Source organism: Nocardioides ginkgobilobae (assembly GCF_054781275.1).
Genome location: NZ_BAAGUS010000038.1, coordinates 1 through 5,258, shown reverse-complemented (window position 1 = coordinate 5,258; position 5,258 = coordinate 1). Strand labels below are relative to the sequence as shown.

Here is a 5,258-nt window from a genome sequence, read left to right as displayed (position 1 = left end):
TCGTACAAGTCGACGGCCTGACGACGGAACTCCTCGGAGTAGTTCTTCCTGGCCATGATTCCTGGATCATCTCGCTTCCCCAGCAGGTGCTGGATTCAGCGTGTCCAAGAACCAGGGTCAGGCCCCCGAAGCTGCTTCAGGCGGACACGTCCGGGGGTGGGGCCGACGTGGTCCAGGTTCAGGGGTGGTTCCAGTGCCTGGACGACCTGGCGTTCCAGGTCTCCCAGCGACGCAGGGTCGGTCGTGATGGCCGGGACCACCCGCAGGTGGGCGAACATCCAGGCGGTCAGGTCATCCCTGGACACCGGACGGTCGCTGGCGGCGTCCAGGATCGCGCCCAGTGTTCGACGCAGGGTGGAACTGCTGCGTCGCCCGCCCAGGTGTTGGCGTCGGATGCGGTTGATCAGGGTGCCGTTGCTGGGTGTGCCAGACGGCCACTTGGTGGCACCGGTCTGGCCGACGTAGATCAGGCCGGGGGAGACCGCCACTCCCAAGCCGCGGCCCAGGTCCTTGGCCCCGCCCGCGTCGATGAACCAGCCGTACAGGCCGGGCCCGTCCATCACCTCTCGCTCCAGCCCAGCCAGGTCCGCGGGGTGCACCGCATTCGTCTCGTCGCCCAGCCGCGTGATCCAGTCACGGGGATCGCCGACGGAGACATCGGGCCCCCTGCTCTGCCTCGCCACCTCCCGCACCGCTGGCTGGTCGGCACGCGCGTCCGTGTAGGCGTCGGGGTGGGCCTCGAGGGGATGCTCTGCGTGAGCGTCGTACCAGCCTTGCCAGCGCCCGGCCGTCAGCCCGTGGAGCGGCTGGTCGACCCGGGCTCCGCGACGGGCCAGGGGAGCGCCGAGCGGCTGCAGGTAGGCTTCGCCCGCGTGGATCTCGACGATCCGGCCGCCCAGCGGTCCCGCCAGCAGGTCCAATCGGGCTGCGACCCATTCCCCCCACGCCGTGCGGTAGTCGCGCGGGGTGTTCGGCAGGTACCGTTCGTACGGGGCCAGCCACTCCTCGGGTCCGACGAGGCCGTGTTCGGCCGACACGATGAACCACGGCACCCCGGACCGCTCGGCGTAGGCGCGTGCCTTACGGAACCGCGCAGAGACGTACAAGTCCTTCGCCGCCGACGGCCCGGCCGCCTTGGCCTTACCGCAGGCGATGAGCAGCAGCCGCCCTGCCTTGGGGGTTGTCGCAGGCGCATCCGCAGGCGGACCCTGGGTCAACGCCGGTGGTTCGACGACCCGTGCTGCTGGGGGAACTTGATCGGCCCCGACCCTCTGAAACGTCACCGAGACTCCTGGTTGCCTGGCTGTGACGACGAATCCAGCGGACTTCCAGGCGCGGGTGTGCGGACGGTCGCCGCCCCACCACGCAGAATGGTCAAGCGATGACTGCGGCATTCCGCCGACGATGGCGTCCAGGTCGGGCCAGCTGATCGTGACGGTGTCGGCGCTGCCGCGCAGGAAATCCGCCAGCGCGGCCCAGTTCGCTGCCATGCGGGCACGGTAACTCCCACGCCACGCTGGCCGCGCGTGGCTACCCCCGACAGCTGCTACCAGCTGCGTACCCGTCCGTCCGGGCCGACAGCCGGGCATGGCCTGCCCCAGATACATGCCTGTCAGATCCCCGGCCCCAGTGGCGTCGATCAGTTGAGTCCCCGATAGTGGTGTAGCGCGGTCGCCGAGATCGTCACCAGGGTGTACGGATGACGAAGCAGCGGCCACCGCGTGATCCTTCGAGCGAACCTCTCACAGCACTCTCGAACGGAGTCATCACGATGACCGCTCCTCACATTGTCGACCCTGCACGCCTGCTTGGTGAAGCCCTCGCCGAAGCGTCGCCGGATCTGATGCGGCAGCTGCTGTAGACGATGATCAACGCCCTGCTGTGCGCGGATGCCGACGCCGTGGTCGGCGCCGAGTACGGCCGCCCCCCCCGGGCCGGACAGCGCAGCGCAACGGCTACCGCCAGCGTGACCTCGACACCCGCGTCGGCACCATCGACGTCGCGATCCCCAAGCTCCGCAAGGGCACCTACTTCCCCGAGTGGCTGCTCGAGCGCCGCAAGCGAGCAGAGACCGCGCTGATCACCGTGGTCGCCGACTGCTACCTCGCCGGGGTGTCCACGCGGCGGATGGACAAGCTGGTCAAGACCCTCGGCATCGACTCCCTGTCGAAGTCGCAGGTCTCGCGGATGGCCGCCGAGCTCGACGAGCACGTCGAGCAGTTCCGCCACCGCCCCTCGATGCCGCTGGCCCGTTCACGTTCGTCGCCGCTGATGCGCTGACGATGAAGGTCCGCGAAGGCGGACGGGTCATCAACGCCGCGGTGTTGCTGGCCACCGGCGTCAACGGCGACGGGCACCGTGAGGTCCTCGGCATGCGCGTGGCCACATCCGAGACCGGAGCGGCGTGGAACGAGTTCTTCGCCGACCTGGTCGCCCGCGGCCTGTCCGGGGTACGGCTCGTGACCAGCGACGCCCACCCCGGTCTGGTCGAGGCGGTCGCAGCCAACCTGGCTGGCGCGGCCTGGCAACGCTGCCGCACCCACTACTCCGCGAACCTCATGGCCGTGACGCCGAAGTCGATGTGGCCGGCGGTCAAAGCGATGCTGCGCAGCGTCTACGACCAGCCCGACGCCACAGCCGTGCACGCCCAGTTCGACCGACTCCTGGACTACGTCGCCGAGAAGCTCCCCGCGGCCCACGACCACCTCGACGGCGCCCGCGCCGACATCCTCGCCTTCACCGGCTTCCCCAAGGACGTGTGGACCCAGATCTGGTCCAACAACCCCGCCGAGCGACTCGACCGCGAGATCCGCCGCCGCACCGACGCCGTCGGGATCCTCCCCACCCGCGAGGCCATCGTCCGCCTCGTCGGAGCAGTCCTGGCCGAGCAGACCGACGAATGGGCCGAAGGACGCCGCACCTCGGACTCGAGGTCCTCGCGCGCTGCCGCGTCAACATCGTCCCCACCACCAACACCGAGATCGGAGCCGACGACCTACCAGCACTGACCGCCTAAACGACCCCCTTCGAAGGAACGCAGCGCTACACCACTACCGGGGACTTGACCTTGCCTAGGATCGGCTGGATTCGATCACTGTCCATCAGAGCTGCGCAAGCGGTCACCTCGGTCGAGGCCGGAACCACCATTCGCTTCGGAGGCGCGCCTCTAAGCCGAGTCGTTTCCGGCCAATCTCCGAGCACTCCTCGATAGCGTGGGCCCAGGCGTGAGGAGCCAGCGGGAAGGGTCTGTCAGATCAACGGTGTAACTGGTCCTGGCTCGACACGCCGGCCGTGAGGTTGGCAGAGAGCAGGGATCGTGACCGACACCCTCGAGCCTGTGGTGCTCGATGAGGACGAGAAGCAGCAGATCGCGCAGCGACTGGTCGACCAGGCCAAGGCCGAAGGCGTCGACCTGATGGGACCGGCCGGGCTGTTGTCCGGACTGACCAAGCAGGTCCTCGAGACCGCGTTGGAAGAAGAACTGTCAGAGCACTTGGGCTATGACAAGCACGACCCGGTCGGTCGTAACGGGCAGAACTCCCGCAACGGCACACGGTCCAAGACGGTGCTGACCGACATCGGGCCGGTCGAGCTCGACGTGCCCTGTGACCGTCAGGGCACCTTCGAGCCACGGATCGTGAAGAAGCGGCAGCGGCGCCTCGACGGGGTCGATCAGATCGTGCTGTCGCTGACCGCACGCGGTCTGACGACAGGGGAGGTCGCAGCGCACTTCGCCGACGTCTACGACGCCCAGGTATCCAAAGACACCATCAGTCGCATCACCGACAAGGTGATCGGCGAGATGGTGGAGTGGCAGACCCGGCCCCTGGACCGGGTCTACCCGGTCATCTTCATCGACGCCCTCGTGGTCAAGGTCCGCGACGGACAGGTCACCAACAAGCCCTTCTACGTCGTCATCGGCGTGACCACCGGCGGGGAACGCGACATCCTCGGCATCTGGGCCGGCGACGGTGGCGAGGGCGCGAAGTTTTGGCTCCAGGTCCTGACCGAGATCAAGAACCGCGGCGTGGAGGACGTGTGCATCGCGGTGTGCGACGGCCTGAAGGGTCTACCCGACGCGATCGCCGCGACCTGGGAGCTGACCCAGGTCCAGACCTGCATCATTCATCTGATCCGCAACACCTTCCGCTACGCCGCCCGCCAGCACTGGGAGAAGATGGCCAAGGACCTTCGGCCGATCTACACCGCGGTCAACGCCGAGCAGGCAGCCGCGCGGCTCGAGGAGTTCGAGGAGCGGTGGGGCGCGATCTGCCCGGCCGCGGTGAAGCTGTGGCGCAACGCGTGGGGCGAGTTCATCCCGTTCCTGGACTACGACGTGGAGATCCGCAAGATCATCTGCACGACGAACGCGATCGAGTCTCTGAACGCCCGCTACCGGCGAGCGGTCCGAGCGCGGGGCCACTTCCCCAATGACCAAGCGGCGTTGAAGTGCCTCTACCTGGTCACCCGATCACTCGACCCCACCGGCACCGGCAGGGCACGATGGGTCATCCGATGGAAGGCAGCCCTCAACGCCTTCGCCATCACCTTCGAGGGACGCATCAACCCCTCGGACAACTAGAAATGCCAGTGGCCAGTTACACCGAAGATCTGACAGTCCCAGCGGGAACGCGACTGAGGGCGCTTCGCTCGTAGCTCTCGACTATGACGGGTCAACTCGAGAGGTGAATGTTATGGGTTACAGCGAGACGGATTTCAGGGTCGATCGAGTGGACACCAATGGGATCGAGGTGTCGTTGGTCAGCCACGCTCGAAGTACCTCCACAGAGTCGTGGACGACCTTCTCCTGGCGGACACGGCTCGCACCTGGAGGAAGTAACCGCCGCTTCTACATGCATCAAGGCGAACCGTGGACCATCAGTTCGCAGCTCGCCATTGCGATGCTCAGCGAGCTGGACGGTCAGCACCCCTTCGCCAGTGACCCAGGCACGACTGTCCGCCCCGAAGTTCTCTTCTCTTGCTCCATGACACCGGAGATGCGCTCCAAGTATTGGCTGGAGATACGCCTGCCCGAGGACCGCTGGAGTAGGGACGTCGAGTTCGTGGTGACGCAAGATCCGTTTCGACGCAACCACTGGCGCAAGATCGGCATCGTTGATCACTCGACGGGTCGGGCTCTTGTGACTGATGTGTGGGTCATGTTCGGCCTGGGAGTGTGGGTCGGTGTCCGCCGAGGGTGAGCATGAGCAGCGCGATGAGGGCGTCGGGGTCTTTGAAGCCGAAGGCCATGCGGGTGC

3 protein-coding genes and 1 pseudogene are annotated in these 5,258 nt (G+C 66.9%); 3 read left to right on the top strand and 1 reads right to left on the bottom strand.

Annotation, left to right across the window (positions count from 1 at the left end; translation table 11 throughout):
- Nucleotides 1-95: 95 nt before the first annotated feature.
- Nucleotides 96-1,490, bottom strand: a complete 1,395-nt coding sequence (locus ACYVID_RS18010; RefSeq protein WP_460739433.1) for a DUF6884 domain-containing protein — start codon at nt 1,488-1,490, stop codon at nt 96-98.
- Nucleotides 1,491-1,771: 281 nt separating this feature from the next.
- Between ACYVID_RS18010 and ACYVID_RS18005 the strand changes: the two are divergent.
- The 3 genes and pseudogenes from ACYVID_RS18005 (at nt 1,772) to ACYVID_RS17995 (ending at nt 5,201) form a co-directional block, all read left to right on the top strand.
- Nucleotides 1,772-3,016, top strand: a pseudogene (locus tag ACYVID_RS18005) (IS256 family transposase).
- Nucleotides 3,017-3,316: 300 nt separating this feature from the next.
- The gene (locus ACYVID_RS18000; RefSeq protein ID WP_460739431.1) at nt 3,317-4,582 is read left to right on the top strand and encodes an IS256 family transposase; all 1,266 of its coding nucleotides are present in this window, start codon (nt 3,317-3,319) and stop codon (nt 4,580-4,582) included.
- Between the two features lie 112 nt (nt 4,583-4,694).
- On the top strand, nt 4,695-5,201 hold the full coding sequence (locus ACYVID_RS17995; protein WP_460739434.1) for a hypothetical protein: 507 nt from the start codon (nt 4,695-4,697) through the stop codon (nt 5,199-5,201).
- Nucleotides 5,202-5,258 lie beyond the last annotated feature (57 nt).